Annotated in this window: 12 protein-coding genes and 2 pseudogenes; 9 read left to right on the top strand and 5 right to left on the bottom strand. The window is 70.2% G+C overall.

All coding sequences use genetic code 11. The features are described 5' to 3' along the window. The coding region (locus JWQ05_RS02130; protein ID WP_299653760.1) for an MFS transporter at nt 1-902 on the bottom strand (902 nt) is incomplete at its 3' end. 151 nt (nt 903-1,053) lie between these two features. Between JWQ05_RS02130 and JWQ05_RS02135 the strand changes: the two genes are divergently transcribed. Together JWQ05_RS02135 and JWQ05_RS02140 are read left to right on the top strand one after the other, a co-directional pair. Then, on the top strand, nt 1,054-2,181 hold the full coding sequence (locus JWQ05_RS02135) for a hypothetical protein (RefSeq protein ID WP_299653763.1): 1,128 nt from the start codon (nt 1,054-1,056) through the stop codon (nt 2,179-2,181). Between the two features lie 99 nt (nt 2,182-2,280). Then, complete coding sequence (locus JWQ05_RS02140; protein WP_299653766.1) at nt 2,281-2,733, top strand: DUF1489 domain-containing protein; 453 nt, start codon at nt 2,281-2,283, stop codon at nt 2,731-2,733. Between the two features lie 85 nt (nt 2,734-2,818). Here JWQ05_RS02140 and JWQ05_RS02145 read toward each other — a convergent pair whose 3' ends face one another. Beyond that, on the bottom strand, nt 2,819-10,381 hold the full coding sequence (locus tag JWQ05_RS02145) for a hypothetical protein (RefSeq protein ID WP_299653769.1): 7,563 nt from the start codon (nt 10,379-10,381) through the stop codon (nt 2,819-2,821). 322 nt (nt 10,382-10,703) lie between these two features. Here JWQ05_RS02145 and JWQ05_RS02150 point away from each other — a divergent pair, with 322 nt between their 5' ends. Further along, entirely contained in the window at nt 10,704-11,030 is a 327-nt protein-coding gene (locus JWQ05_RS02150) for an Hpt domain-containing protein (RefSeq protein WP_299653772.1), read from the top strand. Nucleotides 11,031-11,205: 175 nt separating this feature from the next. Beyond that, nucleotides 11,206-11,526, top strand: a complete 321-nt coding sequence (locus JWQ05_RS02155; protein WP_299653775.1) for a 2Fe-2S iron-sulfur cluster-binding protein — start codon at nt 11,206-11,208, stop codon at nt 11,524-11,526. Here the strand turns inward: JWQ05_RS02155 and JWQ05_RS02160 are convergent. Both JWQ05_RS02160 and JWQ05_RS02165 read right to left on the bottom strand, forming a co-directional pair. Beyond that, the gene (locus JWQ05_RS02160) at nt 11,501-11,953 is read right to left on the bottom strand and encodes a VOC family protein (RefSeq protein WP_299653777.1); all 453 of its coding nucleotides are present in this window, start codon (nt 11,951-11,953) and stop codon (nt 11,501-11,503) included. The two genes, JWQ05_RS02155 and JWQ05_RS02160, sit on opposite strands and share 26 nt — an antisense overlap. Nucleotides 11,954-11,989: 36 nt before the next feature. Then, nucleotides 11,990-13,165, bottom strand: a complete 1,176-nt coding sequence (locus JWQ05_RS02165; RefSeq protein WP_299653780.1) for a VWA domain-containing protein — start codon at nt 13,163-13,165, stop codon at nt 11,990-11,992. Nucleotides 13,166-13,416: 251 nt separating this feature from the next. On the opposite strand from JWQ05_RS02165, the pseudogene JWQ05_RS20710 reads away from it, so the two are divergent. Continuing rightward, nucleotides 13,417-13,740 (top strand): annotated as a pseudogene (locus tag JWQ05_RS20710) (hypothetical protein); the annotation flags it as partial. A 210-nt stretch (nt 13,741-13,950) separates the two neighbouring features. Here the strand turns inward: JWQ05_RS20710 and JWQ05_RS02175 are convergent. Beyond that, entirely contained in the window at nt 13,951-15,792 is a 1,842-nt protein-coding gene (locus tag JWQ05_RS02175) for a cation:proton antiporter (RefSeq protein WP_299653785.1), read from the bottom strand. Nucleotides 15,793-16,051: 259 nt separating this feature from the next. Between JWQ05_RS02175 and JWQ05_RS02180 the strand changes: the two genes are divergently transcribed. The 4 genes and pseudogenes from JWQ05_RS02180 to JWQ05_RS02195 form a co-directional block, all read left to right on the top strand. Next, nucleotides 16,052-17,287: an ATPase gene (locus JWQ05_RS02180; protein WP_299653788.1), complete on the top strand. Its 1,236-nt coding sequence runs from the start codon at nt 16,052-16,054 to the stop codon at nt 17,285-17,287. Further along, nucleotides 17,284-17,934 (top strand): hypothetical protein, encoded by a 651-nt coding sequence (locus tag JWQ05_RS02185; protein ID WP_299653791.1) that lies wholly within the window; start codon nt 17,284-17,286, stop codon nt 17,932-17,934. The genes JWQ05_RS02180 and JWQ05_RS02185 overlap by 4 nt, the downstream gene beginning before the upstream one ends. Before the next feature lie 136 nt (nt 17,935-18,070). After that, on the top strand, nt 18,071-18,913 hold the full coding sequence (locus JWQ05_RS02190) for a MoxR family ATPase (RefSeq protein ID WP_299653794.1): 843 nt from the start codon (nt 18,071-18,073) through the stop codon (nt 18,911-18,913). 7 nt (nt 18,914-18,920) lie between these two features. After that, a pseudogene (locus tag JWQ05_RS02195) lies at nt 18,921-19,069 on the top strand (N-acetyltransferase); the annotation flags it as partial.

Genomic DNA, 19,069 nt, shown 5'->3' on the forward strand with positions numbered 1-19,069 from the left:
GGCCCGAGCCGATCGCCGAACCACGCCATCCCGATCGCTCGCACCAGGGCGGCGCATCCGCCGAGCGCGAGCAGGGCAAAGGGGCTGCGCCACCGGGGCGCGGCTCGGCCGATCAGCGCGAACAGCAGGATCTCCGAGGCGACCCCGACGGCCCAGAGCATGCCGATCCACGAGGTCGGAATGCCGTGCGTGCTCCAGTGGATGCTGCCGAAGGCGTAGATCGCCGCGTGGCTCGACTGGATCAAGGCCGCCGCGCCGATGGCGAGCCAGAGCACGCCGGGCAGGCGCGGGCGGTCCGCCTCGGGGTGACGGGGCGCCGGAACGGGCGCGTCGACCCGGGCGAGGAAGGCGACGCCGGCGGCGATCAGCGCCAGGGCGGTGAGGAGGAGGGGGACCGCAAGCCGTTCGCCGAGCGCCCCGAGCGCGGCGCCCCCGGCGAGGTTCGCCAGCAGGAAACCGATGGAGCCCGCCATGCGGATGCGTGCGTAATCGAGGCGCGTACTGCGTCGCACGGCACTCAGGGTCATGTAGTCGATGCTCGGGACCAGGGGGGCCGCCGCCAGGGCGTTGAGTGCGATCAGCGCGGCGAGCAGGGGCCAGCCGACGGCGGCGCCCGCCGGCATCAGCGCGTAGGTCGCCGCCAGGACGAGGCTTCCCGCCAGCAGGATGCGGCGCGCGGCGATGCCGCGGTCGATCAGCCCGACGAGGGGGGCCGTGGCGATGATGCGGATCGCGATGGGCAGGGCGAGCAACCCCCCGATCAGCGCGGCGTCGAGGCCGAGCGCGTTCAGCCAGACCGGCATGAACGGCATGGCGATGCCGATTTCCACGAAGACCACGGCGTAGAGCACCGAGAGCCGGAAGGCCTTCGGCTCCGGCGTGACGGGGGCGGTGTCGGACACGTCGACCGGAGGGGGACAAGGGGGGCCTGTGGACGGTCCGTCCCAGGCGAAGCCCGCGTAAAGCCTGCGTTAAAGCGGAGCTGTCAACCTGACGGGGCTTGGAAACCAGCCGCCGCGTGCCGGTCGCAGCCTTGCCAAGGACTTGTGCTTGATGACGAGTTCCCATTCGCTGACGTCGATCGACGTATCGGAATACGATCGCATCGAAGCCGCGATGACCGAGAGCGAGCGTGGGCGCTGGTTTCTCGACGCGTACCTGCGCCGCAACCGGGCGCACGACACCGGCATCCTCCTCGACGCGATCGCGCGGCTGGAATCCGTGGTGACAGCCGACCGCGACAGCGATCAGATCGGACGCCTCCGGGGCGACGTGCTGGACATGGCCCACGCCATCGCGCGGACCAAGGCCGAGATCGCGGCCATCAACGAGCCACACCAGGACCAGACCCGGCTCGGCGGCGCCTCGGCGGCCCTCGACGCCATCGTGCGCTCGACCGAGCGCGCCACCTCCGACATCCTCGACTCCGCCGAACACATCCAGGAGGCCGCCTGGACCTTACGCGAATCCGGCTCGGACGCGGCGCTCTGCGACGAACTCGACCGGCACGCCACGGCGATCTACACCGCCTGCTCCTTCCAGGACCTGACGGCGCAGCGCACGGCGCGGATCATCCACACCCAGCGCTATCTCGAGGAACGCCTCGCCGCCATGATGGCGATCTGGGGCGACGCTATCGATCCGGTTCCGGCGGCCCCGGCCGGCTCGCGGGCGGGCGAAGCCCCCGCCGATCTCTGCCAGAGCGACGTCGATCGCTACATCGACATGGACGGTTCCTCCGCCGAGCCGATCCCGCCGCCGAGTTCCGGTCTCGGCCCTGTTCCCGATCACCTGTCCGTCGCCGACGACATCGTCTTCCTGGAAGCCACCGAAGCCCTCGACGGATCGGGGACGTTCGCGATCCCGGAGCCTACCCAACCCTCCGGGCCCGAGCCGGCTGCCCCGGCTGATGACGCCGGAGTTGTTGATCCGCTCATGTCCGGGAATGTCGGCGAGGCCGATGTCGAACTCGGGCCTCCGACGGATGAGGGCGAGACGGTCCCGTTAGACGTCGCCAGCGAAAAACCCGAGTTCGAGCCGGACGCGCCCGTCGATGTGGTCGCCATGAAGATGGCGCTTGCCGCCGATGCGACCTCGGTCGCGGAGCCGACGGACATCGCCAGTGCCTTCGCCGACATCGACGCCCTTTCCGAGGACGAGAAGCGCGTCCTTTTCTCCTGATCGACGCGCGGGCCGGCACCGACGTCCCGCTCAGCGGCGCGGGGTCGCGCCGTCGATGCGTCCCACGCGCGTGATCCGTTCCGCTGCTACAAGGCCGCCATGGCCCAAGCCCCGACCCTCCACCTGCTGAAGCTCTGCGTCGGCCCCGCCAGTATCGCCGAGTTGGAAGAGCGCATCGCGCAGAACCGCGACGCGGCCCTGCGGCTCGGGCGCGACCCGGCTCCGATCCACACCACCCGCATGGTGCCGACCCGGGCCAGCGAGATCGCCGGGCGTGGATCGATCTACTGGGTGATCAAGGGCACGCTGCTCTGCCGGCAATCCGTCACCGCGATCACGCCCTTCACCGACGCCGACGGCATCGGCCGCTGCCGGCTGATCCTCGAACCCACCGTCACCCCGGTCTCGCCGCGGCCCTGCCGCCCGTTCCAGGGCTGGCGCTACCTCAAGCCGGACGACGCGCCGGCCGACCTCGATGCGCGCACGGCCGGGGGACTCGCCGAAATGCCCGAGACGTTGCGTCGCGAACTCGCCGGCCTCGGCTTGATCTGAACCGGTTCGACCGGGCCTCGCCCATGAAGAAACCCCGACCTCCGGGAGGAGACCGGGGTTTCTTCGTTCCTCCCGTACCGGGGGCTCAGGCGCCGTCGAAGCGGCCGCTGGCATGGGCGAGCATGGTGTAGACCTTGCCCGTCTCCGAGGTGAGGTAGGCGTCCGCCCGCGAGGAATCGCGGTCGTTCTTCGAGACGTCGCCGAGGAGGCGCTCGAACTCGCCGACATAGCGGTCCACGGTGCGCCGGAACTCGGCATCGGCGGCGTAGCGACGGCGGACCTCCTCGAAGGTCTGGCGCCCCTGCGCCGTGTAGATCCGGCGATCGAACAGGTTCGGCTCACCCCGGCGATAGCGCTCCCACAGATCCACCGCCGTCCGGTGGTCGATCATCTTGGCGATGTCGCCGGAGATCGTCTCCAGGGCGGTGCGACCGCGCTCGGCCGCGTTCTTCTGCGCGTCACCCGCCGCCTTCGCCGTCGGGGCCGTCGCGTTGAGCGCCGGTTCCGCCTCGTCGTCGAGGGACGCCCGGGTCAGGAGATCCGAGAGCCAGCCGCGATTGTCGGCCCCCTTCGCGTCGGGACGTGGGGATGCCGCGGGGCGCAGCATTTCCCCGCCCCGGGGCGTCGAGGGCGCCGAGACCACGTTGATCGATTGGCCCGGCCGCGACGCGGGCGTCTCGGGCTTCGGCGCGGGGGCGGCTTTGGCGGGTGCCGCCGCAACCGGCTTGGCCGCTGCCGCCGCCGGAGCAGGGGGCTCCGGACGCTTCGGCTCCGAGACCTGAGGCGTCGCCGCATCGACGGCGCGGCCCGAGCGCTGGACCAGGGTCGAGAGTTCGGTCAGCGCCTTCAGTTGCTCGGAGACCACGCGCCGCATCTCGCCGGTGGCGTCCTGCGTCTCGCGCGGGATTTCCAGCACGCCGCGCTGAAGGTCGGCCCGCGTGGCGTCGAGTTCGCGCCGGATCTCCGCCGCCATCTCGCGCAGGCTCGAAACCGAGTCCCCGAAGCGGCCGGAGGCGGTCTCCAGCACCGCCATCATCTGCTGTGAAGCGGCCTCGATCGCGCTTCGCACGGCCTCGGCCGTTCGGGCGCTCTCGCTGTCGGCGCCGGCTCGCAACCCTTCGAAAGCCTGTGTGACGCTGGCGCCGGCTCCCGAGGCGGTCTCGGACAGGCTGGTGCCGAGGGCCAGGGCGCGCGCCTCGGCGGCCCGCAGGGTCTCGCCGACCATCGTGTCGAAGCGCGCGGTCTGCGCTTCGAGGGTGCCGGAGCGCTCCTCGATGCGCGCGAGAACCTCGGCGATGGCCGCCTCGCGTGTCGCGAGGCGCTCGGACAGGCGGCCCTCGGCTCCTTCGAGCTGGTTGGCCGCACCCTCGATCTGACCGGCCGCCTGCGTGACCGCGGCGGCATGGCCCTGGCCGATCTGGCTCAGCGTGCGGCTGCGCTCCTCCAGGGAGGCCGCGAGTTCCGCGGCATCGTGCAACGCCTCTTCCGCCACGGACTTGAGCTGGCCGACCTGCTCGGCGATGCCGGCGCTGGCGCGGGCGGTCTCGCCGCTGACGGTCGCAAGGGCGTCGCGGATTTCCCGGATTCGGCCGGACAGGCTCGCCTCGATGCTGCCGAGGTTCTCGCCGGTACCGGCCAGCAACTCGCGCAGCGCGTCGTTCGCGCCGTCGACCCGCTCCAGCACGGCGACGAGTTCGCGGCTCATCTGCTCGTTGGTGCTCGCCAGCGATGCGACGGCGCGGGACGCGCCCCCATCGATGGCCGAGAGCAGCGCCTGGGCGGAGGCGTGCGACTGGGCGGCCAGCGCCTCGGTGCGCTGCCGGATCGCGTCCAGCAGCGGGGCACCGCTCTCCCGCAGGGCCCGCTCGATGGCGTCCCCGCGCAGGGACAGGGCGTCCACGAGTTCGGCTGCCGGTCCGTCGACGATGGCGCGCAGGCGCTCGGACTGCTCGCCGAGCGAGGTGACGAGCGCGTTTCCGCGTCCGTCCAGGGTTTCCACGAGGGCGCCTCCGCGCTCCTCGATGGTGCGCGTGATCGTCTCGGCGCTCTCGGCAAGGCGGCGGGCGAGCGACTGCCCGCGCGCTTCGACGAGGCTGGCGAGGGCCGTCGAACGGCGGTCGAAGGCCTCGGTCATCGCGCCGTTGCGGCCGTCGATCAGCGCGGCGACGGCTTCGTTGCGCTGGTCGAGGGCGGCGGCGAGGGCCTGGGCATGGGCATCGGCGAGGGCGGCGTGGCGACCGACGCGCTCGTCAAAGGCCGCCAGCATGGCGGCGGTGCGCTCGTCGACCAATGCAGAGTAGGCGTCCTGGCGGTCGTCGAAGGCGGTGGCGAGGGCATCGCCGCGCGAGGCGACGAGGGTGGCGAACACCTTCATGCGGTTGTCGATGCGGCTGGTGAACGCAGCCGCGCGGCTATCAACCGACTCGGTGAGGGCGTTGCCCTGGGTGTCGATGGTGCGGGCGAAGGACGCCGCACGCTCGTCGACCACCGCTTCGAGGGCGCGCAGGCGCTCGTCGAAGAGCGAAACCAGGGAGCGGACGCGATCCTCGGTCTCTGCCGTGAGGGTCTCGGAGCGGTGCGCCACGAGGCCGTCGAGGCTGCGCAGGCGCTCCTCGAAGAGGGAGATCAGGGCGTGCGAGACCGCCTCGGCCTGGGAGCGCAGGGCGCCGGCGCGGTCATCCACCACCCGGTCGAGGTCCCCGACGCGGCTGTCGATGAGCGAGACCAGCGCCTGGGCGCGGGCATCGACTTCGTCCGACAGGGTGCCGGTGCGATGGTCGACGAGCTGGTCGAGGCTGCCGAGGCGTTCGTCGAACAGCGCGATCAGCTTGCGCGTCCGGGCATCGACCCGGTCCGTCAGGGCATCCGCGCGGCTGTCGACGAGGCCGTCGAGGGCGGCCAGGACTTCGTCGAACAGGGCGCGCAGGCCCTGGGCACGCGACTCGAGGGACTGGCTGAGATGCGTGCCGCGTCCGTCCACGATGGCGTCGAGGGCGCCGATGCGCTCGTCGAACAGGGTGGCCAGGGCCTCGGTCCGGCTGTCGAGGGTCTCGGTCAGCTGGTTGCCACGGCCTTCCACGAGCTGCCCGAGGACGCCGATGCGATGGTCGAACAGGTGGGCGAGCGCCCGGGTGCGCGTGTCGACCGCCTCCGCCATCTCGCTGCTGCGCCGCTCGACGACCTCATCCAAGGCGCCGACGCGCTGGTCGAAACTCTCGTTCAGGGCGCGAGTGCGTGCCTCCAGGGCATCGGCGAGGCCGCTACCGCGGCGCTCGACGACCTCGTCGAGATGGTCGATGCGCTCGTCGAACAGGCTGGCCAGCGCGCGGGTGCGGGCTTCCACCGCCTCGGAGGCGCTGCCGAGGCTCGCCGTGATGGTATCGACGAGGGCGCGGCCACGCTGGTCGAGGCTGTCGTGCAGCGGTGCGATCCGGTCGCTGAAATGGCTGCCGAGGCTGCTGGCATGCGTGTCGAGGAGGGTGCGGATCTCGCCCGTCCGGTCGTCGAGGAGTTGGTGCACCGTCCGCACGCCCTCGTCGAGGAGCGAGCTGATATCTGAGGTGCGACGATCGAGGGTACTGCCGAGGCGGCCCTCGCCCTCGGTGAGGTGACGGTCGGCTTCCGCCACCATCTCGCGCAGGCGTCCCAGGATCGACGCGCCGCGCTGCTCCAGGACCTCGCCCAGGGAGTTGCTGCCGACGTCGAACAGGCGTGCGAGCTCGGTGATGCGCCCGCCGAGCGCCCCGAACACGGCGCGGCCCTTCTCGTCGAGCTCCGTGCCCATGGCCGTGGTGCGCGCGTCGATGAGACGCGCGAGCTCGTCGGCCCGCGTCGCGAAGGCCGTGCGGATGTCCTGCGCGTGGCTGTCGAGGGCCTCGTTGGCGCCGTTGGTGCGGTCGACGATCATCTCGACGAGTTCGCGGGTGCGGTTGGCCAGATCCTCGTCCACCGCGCGGGTGCGGCTCTCGATGAGGCGGATCGCCTCGAAGGCCTGGGCCCCGAAGGTCTCCTCGATGAGGCGGCTGCGCTCTTCCAGCGTCGTTCCGATGGCCTCCAGGCGGCCGAGCACGCCGGCATCGAAGCGTCCGGCACCCTCGTCGAGGCGGCGCGCGAGTTCGAGGGTCTGCTCGTCGAGGCGGCGGGCGATCTCGGCCGAGCGCTGGCCCAGCACGTCGCCGAGGCTGGCGCTTCGGGAGGCGATGTCGAGCGCCATGGTGTCGGCGCGGGCGTCGAGGGTCTGGACGAGGTCACGGCCGCCCTCGACCATGACGCGGGCGATCTCGGCCGTGCGCATGATCAGGGCTTCGTTGAGGGCCGTGGCGCGGCCGCCGAGATGGCCGTCGATCTGGGCCACGAGGTTGGCGAAGGTCTCGCCGATCTCGCTGGAGCGACGCAGCGAGCGTTCCTCCAGGGCACCGAGCTGGCTTTCCACCACCTCGCGCGCCTCGCGGGTCCGCTCCGCGATGGACTCGGCCACCGCCTTGCCCTGCACGGTGATGACCCGGTCCATCTCCTCGAGGCGGCCGGACACGGTCTCGGACAGAGCCGTCGTGTCGCGCGAGATCCGGTCGGCGAGGATGTCGCCGCGCGCGATCGTCTCCTGGAGCGCGCCGAGGCGGTCGGTGAGCACCCGGTCGATGGCCTGGGCGCGGGACTCGGTGGTGTCGGCGAAGCTCGCGCCGCTCCGGCTGAGGGCGTCGTTGACGCGCGCGCCCTGCGCGGTCACCGCCAGGACGATGTCGCGCCCGGTATTGGCCAGCTGCGCCTGGGCCTCCTGGGCCTGGGCCGCGATGAGTTCGCCGAGCGTCCGGCCGTGGTCGCCGAAGGCGTTCTCGACGTCCCGGACCCGTGCGTCGAGGTTGCCGCCGATGCCGTCGGCCGCCCGCGCGATGCTGCCCGCGGCTTCCTCGGCCCGGTGGGCCAGTTCCGCGCTGACCCTGTCGAGGGTCTGGCGAAGGGCCTCGATGCTGGCCTCGGCGCGGGCGCTGACGCTTCCGCCGACGCCGTCGGCGGCGCCGCGCAGGAGTTCGGCCGCTTCCGCGGTGCGGGCCGACAGGTCGGCCGAGGTGGCGGCCAGGCGGTGCTCGAAGATCTGCACGGCCTCGACGGTGCGGGCCTCCAATTCGCCGGTGGCGCTCGCGGAAGCGCGACGCAGCGACTGCGCGGCTTCGGCGGTGCTGGCGCCGAGCGCCACGGTGGTCTCCTCCGCGCTGCGGCGGACGTTGTCGGCGGCCTCCGACGTCCGGATGCCGATTTCCTCGCCGAGGATGGCGGCGGTGCTGCGCAGGCTGTCGATCGCCTCGATGGCGCGGATCTCGAACCCGTGTCCGAGGGCCGTCAGGGCGCCGTCGAGGGTCTCGGTCGCTTCGCGGGTGCGGAGCGCCACGAGGTCGCCGACGCGGCTTCCGGTGGCGTCGAGCGTGATCTCGAGGCCGCTGCCCTGCACCGTGATCGTGTCGTGGAGGCGTCCGGCCACGCTCTCGATGCGGTCGGCGAGCGCGCCGCCGTGCTGGTCGAGGCCCGTGGCGATGCCTTCCACCGACCGGATGAGATCGTCACGGACGGTGCCGGCCCGTTGGCTGAAGGCCTCGACGATGGCGCTGGCGGCGAGCGCCAGGGTGGCCTGCGCATCGCGGCCGCTGGCGTCGATGCGCTCGGACACCGCTCCGCCATGGACCGCGATGGTCTCCTGAAGGTGGCTCGCCACGGTCGCGATGCGATCGGCCAAGGCGTTTCCGCGTTGGTCGAGTTGCGCCGTGATGTCCTCGACGGAGCCGACGAGGTTCTCACGCAGAGCGTGGGTGCTGGCGCCGAAGGTTTCGACAAAGCCGCTTGCCGCGAGCGCGAGACCGGCCTGGGCGTCGCGACCACGGGTTTCGATCAGGTGCGAGACATCCGAGCCCTGGACCGTGATGGTCTCGTGCAGGCGAGCCGCCACCGTCTCGATGCGCTCGGCGAGGGCGCCGCCACGCGCGTCGATGCCGCTGGCGATATCCTCGACCGAGCGGAGGAGTTCGTCGCGCACGCTCTCGGCGCGGGTGCTGAACGTCTCGATGAGACCGCCGGCGGCGAGCGCCAGGCCGGCCTGGGCCTCGCGGCCCCGGCTCTCGATGAGTTCGGACACGCCGGTGCCGGCGGTCTCGATCTCCGTCCGAAGCAATTCGCCACGGGCCGCGATGTCCTGCGCGAGCGCGGTGCCGGTCTGGGCGAAATGCTGTCGCAGGGCATCGCCGGTCTCGGCGAAGCGCGCGGTGATCTCGCCGCCGGTCGACGAGAATTGCTGCGTCAGTTCGGTGCCCCGCGACAGGAAGGCACTCTCGAGGCCGCGCGCGGAGACTTCGAAGGTCTGGCGGACCTCGCTGCCCTGGCGGTTGAGGGCGTCGATGACCTCCGCGCCTGTCTGTGCAAGCGTCCGGGCGACCTGCCCGGCATTCTCGGCCAGGGTGGTGGTGAGGATGCCACCGGTGCGCTCGAAGGCGCGGGTGACCTCGTCGGCGCGGGATTCGAGGGACAGGGTGAGCGCGCTGCCCACCTCCGCCAGGCTGCCGCGCACGCCTTCGCTGGTGGAGGCGAGGCGCTGCACGAGGTCGTCGCCCCGGCCCGAAACCAGTTCGACCACGCGGTCGCCGGCCTCTCCGAGTGCGGCCGTGATCGCGTCGCCACGATTGCCCAGCGCCGAGGTGATGGCCTCGCCGCGCGCGTCGAGGGCGCCGGTGACCCGGTCGCCCGCGCCATTGACCGCCGAGACGATGCGCTCGGCCGCGCCGTCGAGTTCCGCGGTCAGGCTCTGGTGCGTGCCCGCGATGGCCCCGCGAACGCGCTCGGCGTTGGCGACGATGGATTCGCGCTGGGCGACCAACTCGTCCACCAGGGAGCGGATGCGGATCTCGTTGTCGGAATAGGCACGCTCCAGGGTCGCGATCTCGCCGCGGACCAGGGTCTCGAGTTCACCGGCGCGCGCCAGGGCGCGCTCGACGCCGTCGCCCACGGCGGCGACCTCCCGGCGCACCGTCTGCGACATCGTCAGAACGGCATCCGTGGAGAAATTCTCGGGCTCGGCCAAGCGGATCGCCACTTCGCCGACGGCGCGGGCAACGAGGCTCATCTCCTGCGCCCGCACCGCGAGCATGCCCATGATGGCAAACAGCACGACGGGGCCTACGAGGGCGGTCGCGGCCACCGCGGCCTGGAGTGCGGTCAGGCCTTGGACGTACCCGCGCAGGTCGCCGCCGGACTGCGTCCAGGCCAGCCCGATCAGGCCCGCGATCCAGAGAGCGCCGACGACGGTCGCGACGACGTAGGGCGTGCGCGACGGGCGGATGCGCAGGGTCTGTTGCAGGATGCCGATGTTCTGGCGGTCGTCGTTCGCGACCATCGAGCGATCGGGTGGCAGGAGGCCGCCCTCGCGGCGCGGGCGGGCGCGGTCCGGCGGCGGCAGGTCCGAGGCGAGCGGCTGATCGAGGTCGAGGCTTGGCGGGGCGAGGCGGCCGCTCGGATCCCGCAGGGGGTCGGCGTCGCCCACGTCCGGCAGGCGCGGCTCCACGCGCGAGGCGTCCTCGTTCTGCGGGAACGCGTCGAGGTTGAGAGCCTGCTCGATCGCCGACAGAGCCGCCTCGGCCGGGTCCTTGAGCTTCTTTTCGGTGGCCATTCAACGCCTCGTTACGCGTATCCCGATCGCCGGCCGCACCCGGCGATCAAGGTTACTTTTACCGATTTACCAAGGAAGTTTAGACTTCGGCACGGGGCCCGGATACCCGCGCCCGCCGCAACGCCCAAAAAACCTTAACGGAATGGTTACCAAGCCGAAGGCCGGAACCGTGCCGTCGTCTTTCTCCATGATGCCTCAACGCTTAAGCGGAAGCGAACCCGGTGCCGCCTCGGCTGTGGATAGTGCATGCGGCGCTGGCCGGTGTGCCCGAGCGCCGACAAGCCCGGACGCCGACAAACCCTAGGAGACCTGCTTGCAGTCCATGGACCCTGTAGCCCTCATCGACCGCGCTCACCTCGCGCGCCAGACCTTCGGGGATACGGAACTCGCGCACGAGCTGCTCGGACTGTTCGCGGAGCAGTGCCGGAGCCTCCTGCCGGGCATCGTGGACACGGCGCGCCCGATCACGGAGCGTGCCGACCTCGCCCACACCCTGAAGGGCTCGGCGCTGGGAATCGGGGCCGGGCGGGTCGCCCACCTGTCGGGGGCGATCGAGGATCGCCTGCGCGCCGGCGAGGCGGCGGGCCCGACGGATGCCCTCTCGGATGCCGTGGCCGAGACCCTCGCGGTTCTGGCGCCCGCCACCTGAACACCCGGGACCGGACGTCGCGTCGCGGGGATGGAACGGGGCGCCCGCTCCGGCGTAAGCGCAAGATTATACGCCGGTTGCGCGCACGCGCTTGCATTCGAGGGCCTGCCCCTTCAAGGCAGTCCTCGCGCCGCACAACCGGCCGTCCACGCGTTGTACGAGCCCGGAGCCCCCGATGCCCAAGATCACCTACGTCGACCATGCCGGAACGGCCAGGACCGTGGAGGGCGACGTGGGATCGACCGTGATGGAGGCGGCGATCCGCAACAATGTGCCGGGGATCGACGCCGAGTGCGGCGGCGCCTGCGCCTGCGCCACCTGCCACGTCTACGTCGATGCGGAATGGGCCGGCATCGTCGGCCCGGCCGAGGCCATGGAGCAGGACATGCTCGACTTCGCCTCCGACGTGCGGGCGACCTCTCGCCTGTGCTGCCAGATCCGCATCACGGCCGAACTCGACGGCCTCAGCGTCACGACGCCCGCGCGCCAGGGCTGAGCGGCCGCATTCCGAGGTCTTCGCTCAATCGCAGAAGATAGCCGTCGGGATCCTGCACGAGCAATTGGCGGCAACCGACCTCGTCCGCACCCACCCGGTACCAGGCGTCGTGCGGGGGACGGAACAGCGGCCACGCCAAGGTTTCCAGGCGAAGGACGATGTCGGCGAGCGCATCGACGCGGATCTGCAGGTTGATCCCGCGCCCGAAGGGGAGGGCGAGCGCCCCGGTCTCCCAATGGCCGTTGCGCGTGTTCAGCATCACCTGCGCGCCCTCGCGCTCCAGATAGGCGAAGGCCGATTCCGGCCGCGCATAGGCGACGGTAAAGCCGAGGCCGCCGCACCAGAATCCGAGGCTGGTATCGAGATCCCGCACGTCGAGTTCCGGAACGAGGCGTCCGAATCCGCCTTCGGGCACCCTGTCCTGCATCCGCGCTCCTCCGCTTCGGCCGTCCGTGCATCCGGCTCAGCGCACGAGTTCCCGCATGGCGGCATCGATCCCCTCGAGGTTGAGCGGAAACATGCGTTCCTGCATCAGGCGCCGGACCATGCCGATGGATTGCGTGTGGGCCCAGCGCTGCGCCGGCACCGGGTTGAGCCAGACGGCCTTCGGGAAGCGCTCCAGGATGCGGGTGAGCCAGACCTCGCCGGCCTCCTCGTTCCAGTGCTCCACCGAGCCGCCCGCCATGGCGATCTCGTAGGGGCTCATGGCGGCGTCCCCGACGAAGACTACCCGGTAATCGGACGGGTAGGTGCGCAGCACGTCGAGGAGCGGCAGCGTTTCGTCGTGTCGGCGTCGGTTCTCGCGCCAGACCCGCTCGTAGGGGCAGTTGTGGAAGTAGAAGTGCTCGAAGTGCTTGAACTCCGAGCGAGCCGCGGAGAACAGTTCCTCGGCCAGGGCGATGTGCCAATCCATCGAGCCGCCGACATCGAGGAACAGCAGAACCTTCACGGCATTGCGCCGCTCGGGCCGCAGCTTCACGTCGAGATAACCCTTGGCCGCCGTCTCGCGGATGGTGCCGTCGAGGTCGAGTTCCTCCGCCGCCCCCGTGCGGGCGAAGCGCCGCAGGCGCCGCAGGGCCACCCGCATGTTGCGGGTGCCGAGTTCGACCGTGTCGTCGAGATCCTTGAATTCCCGCCTGTCCCAGACCTTCACCGCGCGGAAATTGCGGTTGCCGTCCTGGCCGATGCGAATGCCCTCGGGATTGTAACCGTAGGCGCCGAAGGGCGAGGTGCCGCCGGTGCCGATCCACTTGCTGCCGCCTTGGTGGCGCTCCCTCTGCTCGGCGAGGCGCTGCTTCAGGGTCTCGAACAGCTTGTCCCAGCCGAGCGCCTTCAACTCCGCCTTCTCCACCTCGGAGAGGTATTTCTCGGCGAGCTTGCGCAGCCACGCCTCGGGGATCGCGGTGGGCTCTGTCGCCTCGCCCAACGTCTCGATGCCCTTGAAGACGCTGCCGAAGACCCGGTCGAAGCGATCGAGGTTGCGCTCGTCCTTCACCAGGGCCATTCGGGCCAGAAGGTAGAATTCCTCCACGCGCTTGTAAGCGAGGTCGCGGTCGAGGGCCTCCAGCAGGGTCAGGAATTCCCGCAAGGTGACGGGAACCTTGGCCTCGCGAAGGGCCGTGAAGAACTGAAGCAGCATGACGGGACAACGGGGCAAGCCGCCGCCGGGGTCAAGGCCGGCTCATCGGGAGCCCGTTCGCCGGGGCGGGCGGGCGCTCATCGTCATTGAGCTGGGTATAACCCGGAATTCCTGTTGATATCCCCTTGTTCTGGACATCCCCGACACCGGGACTTGTCATCGAAATCGAACATCTTCGACCCACAGTCTCGTTCTGATCAGGGAAAGACATCAGGGCGCGTGGTCTTTGGGTAGAGTTGGGAGTGATCGATATGGCGCCCGTGTTGCGCTCGTTGAGCGACTTCAAACGGTTCCTTTCGGAGCCGGGCGCGACGATTCAGGTGGTGCGCAACACCTTCATCGACCGCCAGCCCGCCTCGTTCGCGGACGCGTACCGCACGAAGGGGATGTACGAGCCCCGTACGATCCGGGCCCTGTCGAAGAAGGCTGCGATCTTCTCGGTGCAGGGCCACCCGACCACGATCTGGCTCTACTGGGACAAGGGGACGCGCAAGTGGCGCTTCCACGAGGACACGGTGGCGATCCCCCTCGACACCGGCCTCGGCCCCCCCGACGAGATCGTCTACCGCTGCAGCTATGCGGCCGGCTACGACCCGGCCCTGCACCCGCCGGCCCGCCGGGCCAAGCCGAAGCCGCCCAAACCGCCGGACACCCTCAGACCGACACCGGGGAAGGCCTCGCCGACCATCAAGTCCGCGGGCTCGAGTTCAAACAGCGCACCGACGCCGATGATGCCGGCTCAGGGCCAGGGCCGGCTCCTCTGACGTTTCGCGGATGCGGGCCGCTCAGGCGCTCTTGACCGCCGGCTTGCCGTCGTCCTTTGCCGCTCCGTCACGCGGCTCCAAGCTCTTGCCGACCGTGCGCCGGGACCGGAAGGCGGGACGCACTTCCGTCTCCTTCTTGCGCAACATCGCGCGATATTCGTCGCGCCGCTCGTGAATAGATGCAATCACGAGGCCCATCGGAACGCCGACATCGACGAGGACCGCCTCGGAGAGTTGCAGCGACGCCTCGATGGTTTCCGGCACCGCGTCGTCGACCCCCATCTCGTAGAGCGCCGTCGCATGGCGGGCGTCCCGGGCCCGAGCCACGATGGTGATGTCGCGCCGCTCGGCTCTCGCGGCCTCCACCACCGCCTCGACCGCATCCGGATTGTCCAGGGTCACGACGAGGGCGCGGGCATTGGCGATGTCGCAGCGCCGCAGCAGTTCCGGGTTGGCCGAATCTCCGAAATAGACAGGGTTTCCGAGGCGCCTGTGCTCGGAGACGCGGGCGGCATCGGCGTCGAGGGCGATGTAGGGGATCTTGTGCCGCGCCAGCATCTCGCCGACGAGCCGCCCGACCCGGCCGTAGCCGGCGATGATCACGCGGTTTTGCTGGCGGTCCGGGACCGGTTCGGCTCGGGCGCGCCCGAGATGGGCCGTGGTGAACCGCTTGCCGAGGCGCCGCCCAAGCACGGCGAGGGCCGGAATCGCGATCATCGTCACCGTGGTGACGATCAGGGCGGCCTGGCCGACCTCCTCGGGCACGAGGCCGCCCGCGAGCGCCCCGCCGATCAGCACGAAGGCGAACTCGCCGCCGGGCCCGAGGAGCAGCGCCGCCTCGATCGCCACGGCCTTCGAGAGCTTCAGGAACCGGGCGGCGGCCACGATCACCGCGCCCTTGATCAGCATCAGCGCCAGCGCGAGGCCGAGCACCGCACCCGGCGCCGACATCAGCTGCGCCGGGTCGAGGTTCATACCGACGGAGACGAAGAAAACGCCGAGGAGCAGGCCCTTGAACGGGTCGATCGTCGCCTCGATCGCTCGCCGATACTCGGTCTCGGCGAGAAGCAGGCCGGCGACGAAGGCGCCCAGCGTCATCGAGAGGCCGGCGGCGGCGGCCGTCACGGCCGTGCCGATGATGACGAGGAGGCAGGCCGCCATGAACAACTCGGGCGAGCGCGTGCGGGCGACGAGCTGGAACAGCGGCCGCAGCGCGAGGCGCCCGACCACCACGATGACCACGATGGCGACCGCCGCCTGGCCGAGTGCCAGCGCCAGGGCGCCGCCGACATGGGCTCCGTCGTTGCGGCCCAGCACCGCGATGGCGAACAGGACGGGGGCCACGGCGAGGTCCTGGAAGAGCAGGACGGCGAAGCTGGCACGGCCGGCAGGCGTGTTCAGGCGCTTCTGGTCCGCCAGGACCGGCAGCACGATGGCGGTGGAGGACAGGGCGAGGGCCAGCCCGACGATGATCGCGGCGGCCATCGGCACCGACAGGACCATCAGGATGGTGCCGATCACGATCGATGAGGCCAGGACCTGGATCGAGCCCAGCCCGAAGACGAGGCGCCGCAGGGTGCGCAGGCGCTCCCAGGACAGCTCGACCCCGATCATGAACATGAGGAAGATGACGCCGAATTCGGCGAGATGCGCGATCTCCGCCCGGTTGGCGATGGTGAAGGTCGAGACCCAGTGATGGCTTTCGGCGAAACGCCCCAGGCCGAAGGGGCCGAGCAGGGCGCCGGCGCCGATGAAGCCCAGGACCGGGGAGATGCGCAGCCGATGGAACAGCGGCACCACCACGCCGGCGGTGACGAGGAACAGGATCGCTTCCTTGTAGGAACCGGTGGGAACGTCCGTCATCGGTTGCGGGGACCTCCTGGGACCGGAACGGGCGCGCGAGAGGCGCGGACCGTCGCCGCCGACCATGGGCGCTGGCGGCATGCCGGCGCAACCATGCACGGACGGGGAACCGCGAAAATGCCCCGCTGCGACCATTCGGATGGGGAAGCCGTGCCGGGCGGCACGGGGGAGGCGGCGCAAAAACGGCACAATATGCGCATAGCTAATCCCTGAACATCCGGTTAAGCGCGCTTGTCGCGTATCGAGACACGAGTGCCCCATGCGAAAGACGCCGCCCAGCCGGGACGTGCAGCGCGAAGCCCGAGACTGGCGCCGGGAATCGGATCGCTGGGCACACGAGCGGCATGTCGAGAGAGGCTACCGCATTAAGTGGGGCTATGTCGGCATCGCGTACCTCGTCGAATTCATGGTCATCGGCGCGTCGCTCTGGGGCGCCTGGCTGTTCGCCGGGGTCTACAGCGACGGGGACTCGAAGGCGTTCTACTTCATGCTGCTGGCGCCGCTGGTCTACGCGGCGGTGGAGCTGTGCCGCGTGCCCCTCGGCATCCTGGCGCGGACGCAGCGCTCCTACGTCATCCGCCTGCTGGCGATCGTCGGCATCGTCTTCGCGGCGGGCGTGACCACCAAGTCCGTCTCGCAGCTCGGTGAGATGATGTTCCATCCCCGGTTGATGGACGCGGCCAAGGCCAAGACGGCGCTCAAGGACGCGCAGGCCGATCGCGGGACCATCGACAACCGGATCGCCGCCGCCGATGCCCGGGTGGCGCAGTACACCACGGAGCTCGACCAGATCGAGAAGCGCGCGGCCGACAATGCGAGCCAGCTCGCGGGTCTGCCCGCGCAGCGTTGCGAGCGCGTCTACGGCACCAACAGCCGGGGCCAGCGCTACTCGAACATGAAGTGCGTGACGGACCCCCGTACCGCGACCCTGAATGCCAGCGTCTCCAAGGCGGGAACCGACCGTGGCGCGGTGACGAAGCTGCTCGAGGAGGCCCGCAAAGCCCGGGGCGAACTCGACCGGGGCGCGGCCGAGCGCAAGGTCGCCGACGCCGAGCAGGCGTACCGGAACTCCGTCAACCGCTCGCAACTGCATTCCTTCACCGCGATGGTCTACGGCGTCGATCCGATCGACGTGAGCGAGGCGCAGGTCCACGCCTTCCTGCGCATCTTCGTGTTCGTGCCGGCGCTCTGCGCCGCCTTCGCGTCGACGATCCTCGCCCTCTGCGCCGTCTCGGTGCGCAAGACCTTCATGGACGAGGACGACCTCGGCGCCACCGTCGATCCGGCGGCGACCCCGTACATGCTCGATTCGATCACCGACGCCCTGCGCCAGGAGATGGCGCTGACCCAGACCCGTCCCGCGCCTGAGGACATCGCCGCTCAGGCCGCGCCCGCTACGCCTCCGGCGGCGCAGCTTCAGACGCCGGGCGGCGCGGTGATCCCGATCGATCGGCGCGCTCCGGCCCAGGCCGCGAGCGCGGGAGCCGGCGCATGAGCATCCACACCCCCGGCACGCCCGAGAACGTGGTCCTCGCGCAGAGCGTCAACGGGCGCCTGCGCGCCGAGGCGCGGATCATCGCCGCGAAGGCGTTCCTGTTCCGGTCGCTCGGGGCAGGGGCCTTCGCGCTTCTGGCCGGCATGGGCATCGGCGCGGCCTCCTACGGCTACGCCTACATGAACCAGTTCGACTCGGCGGCCGAGAAGATCGCCGCCGCGATGCAGGCGGCGCTCTCCGACGTCACGCTGAAGACCAAGGGGGAGGTCACCCTCACCGACAACGTGTTGAAGCTCGAAGGCGCGCTGCCCAAGGCCGCGTCGGCGCCGACGCCCACGAAGGCGCAACTCGGCGCCGACGCGGCCCCGGCATCGAAAGCGCCGGTGAACACCACCTTCACGGTGTTCAAGCAGGTGCCCTACATGGACGGCCAGATCGTCACCGGCTGGAACTTCCGCGCCAACGAGGACCAGCCGTTCCAGCAATATTGCTACTTCTCCCGCCGCCAGAACGAGCAGAAGGGTCAGGTCGAGATCAAGATCGACCTCGCCATGGACGGCAAGACCCTGCCGCAGCCGCAGAAATCCGACGTGAACCTCGGCATCCTGGCGTCGAACTGCGTCTGGCATGACGGGAAGACCCTGTAGCCGGTCTGGCGAGCTCCCGGGGCCGGAACATCGGGCTTCGGAACATCTCTCGTCGCGCGTCGGGGCAACTGCGTCTCGGTCACGGCCTCATCGACGTCCCTGCACCGACGCCCGATCCCACCCTGTGAGTTCCTCGATGCGCTTTTCCGGCACCGCCGCCTACGTCGCGACCTCCGACCTCACGACGGCCGTCAACGCCGCCATCGTGCTGGAGCGGCCGCTCCTGGTGAAGGGCGAGCCCGGCACGGGCAAGACGGTGCTGGCCGAGGAGATCGCCAAGGGGCTCGGCGCGCCGCTGATGACTTGGAACGTGAAGTCCACGACCAAGGCGCAGCAGGGCCTCTACGAATACGACGCGGTCTCGCGCCTGCGCGACAGCCAGCTCGGCGACCCGCGCGTCTCCGACATCGGCAACTACATCCGGCGCGGCAAGCTCTGGGACGCTTTCACGGCCCCGGAGCGGCCGGTGCTGCTCATCGACGAGATCGACAAGGCGGATATCGAGTTTCCGAACGATCTCCTGACCGAGCTCGACCGAATGGAGTTCCACGTCTACGAGACCGGCGAGACGATCCGGGCCGAACGGCGCCCGATCGTCATCATCACGTCCAACAACGAGAAGGAATTGCCGGACGCCTTCCTGCGTCGCTGCTTCTTCCATTACATCAAGTTTCCCGACAAGGACACGATGGCGCAGATCGTCGACGTGCACTTCCCGGACCTGAAGAAAGAGCTGTTGGCGAAGGCGCTGGAAACCTTCTATGAAGTCCGCGATGTGGCCGGCCTGAAGAAGAAACCGTCGACGTCCGAACTGCTGGACTGGCTCAAGCTGCTGCTGGCCGAAGACATTCCGCCGGAAGCCCTGCGCGCCAAGGATCCCAAGAGTGCGGTGCCGCCGCTGCACGGCGCGCTGCTGAAGAATGAGCAGGACGTGCACCTGTTCGAACGGCTGGTCTTCATGTCCCGCAACAACCGCTGAGCGCCGCATGGCCTTCATTGAACCGGTGACGCTGGCGGGACGCCATGTGCGTCTCGAACCACTCGCAGCCGAGCATCACGACGCGCTGGTGGAAGCGGCCTCGGACGGCAAACTCTGGAAGCTCTGGTACACCTCGGTGCCGGCGCCGGATGCCAT

The organism is Methylobacterium sp., from assembly GCF_028290105.1.
In the GTDB taxonomy this organism is placed as follows: domain Bacteria; phylum Pseudomonadota; class Alphaproteobacteria; order Rhizobiales; family Beijerinckiaceae; genus Methylobacterium.

Coding starts and splice junctions, on each gene's coding strand:
- JWQ05_RS02150 (WP_299653772.1), top strand. CDS start 10,704: ATGGACCCTGTAGCCCTCATCGACCGCGCTCACCTCGCGCGCCAGACC.
- JWQ05_RS02180 (WP_299653788.1), top strand. CDS start 16,052: ATGCGAAAGACGCCGCCCAGCCGGGACGTGCAGCGCGAAGCCCGAGAC.
- JWQ05_RS02155 (WP_299653775.1), top strand. CDS start 11,206: ATGCCCAAGATCACCTACGTCGACCATGCCGGAACGGCCAGGACCGTG.
- JWQ05_RS02175 (WP_299653785.1), bottom strand. CDS start 15,792: ATGACGGACGTTCCCACCGGTTCCTACAAGGAAGCGATCCTGTTCCTC.
- JWQ05_RS02160 (WP_299653777.1), bottom strand. CDS start 11,953: ATGCAGGACAGGGTGCCCGAAGGCGGATTCGGACGCCTCGTTCCGGAA.
- JWQ05_RS02135 (WP_299653763.1), top strand. CDS start 1,054: ATGACGAGTTCCCATTCGCTGACGTCGATCGACGTATCGGAATACGAT.
- JWQ05_RS02185 (WP_299653791.1), top strand. CDS start 17,284: ATGAGCATCCACACCCCCGGCACGCCCGAGAACGTGGTCCTCGCGCAG.
- JWQ05_RS02145 (WP_299653769.1), bottom strand. CDS start 10,381: ATGGCCACCGAAAAGAAGCTCAAGGACCCGGCCGAGGCGGCTCTGTCG.
- JWQ05_RS02190 (WP_299653794.1), top strand. CDS start 18,071: ATGCGCTTTTCCGGCACCGCCGCCTACGTCGCGACCTCCGACCTCACG.
- JWQ05_RS02140 (WP_299653766.1), top strand. CDS start 2,281: ATGGCCCAAGCCCCGACCCTCCACCTGCTGAAGCTCTGCGTCGGCCCC.
- JWQ05_RS02165 (WP_299653780.1), bottom strand. CDS start 13,165: ATGCTGCTTCAGTTCTTCACGGCCCTTCGCGAGGCCAAGGTTCCCGTC.